This window comes from Acidovorax sp. SRB_24 (assembly GCF_012931925.1).
Map to the genome: position 1 here is coordinate 1 of NZ_MWOM01000281.1, position 365 is coordinate 365.

Annotated in this window: 1 protein-coding gene; it reads right to left on the minus strand. The window is 70.7% G+C overall.

Annotation, left to right across the window (positions count from 1 at the left end; genetic code table 11):
* A partial coding sequence (locus B2J89_RS21960) for an organic hydroperoxide resistance protein (RefSeq protein WP_169170883.1) occupies window positions 1–365 on the minus strand: 365 nt, incomplete at both ends.

Genomic DNA, 365 nt, shown 5'->3' on the forward strand with positions numbered 1-365 from the left:
GTGGCGTTGGAGTAGGGGCAGACCTGGTGGGCATCGTCGACCAGCTTCTGGGCCGCCGCGCGGTCCATGCCGGGCAGCTGCACCTTCATGCGCACGGCGATGCCGTAGGCGTTCGGGATCGGCCCCAGGTCCACTTCGGCATCCACCGCCACGTCCTGCGGCACGGTCAGTTTCTGCTTGGCGGCCACGGCCTTGATGGCGCCGATGAAGCAGGCCGAGTAGCCGGCCGCAAACAGCTGCTCGGGGTTGGTGCCGGCGGCGCTGCTGCCCGGGGAGGTCAGCTGGACCTCGAGGCGGCCGTCGTCGCTGCGCGAAGCGCCGTCGCGCCCGCCCGTGGTGTGGGCCTTGGCGGTGTAGAGGACTTT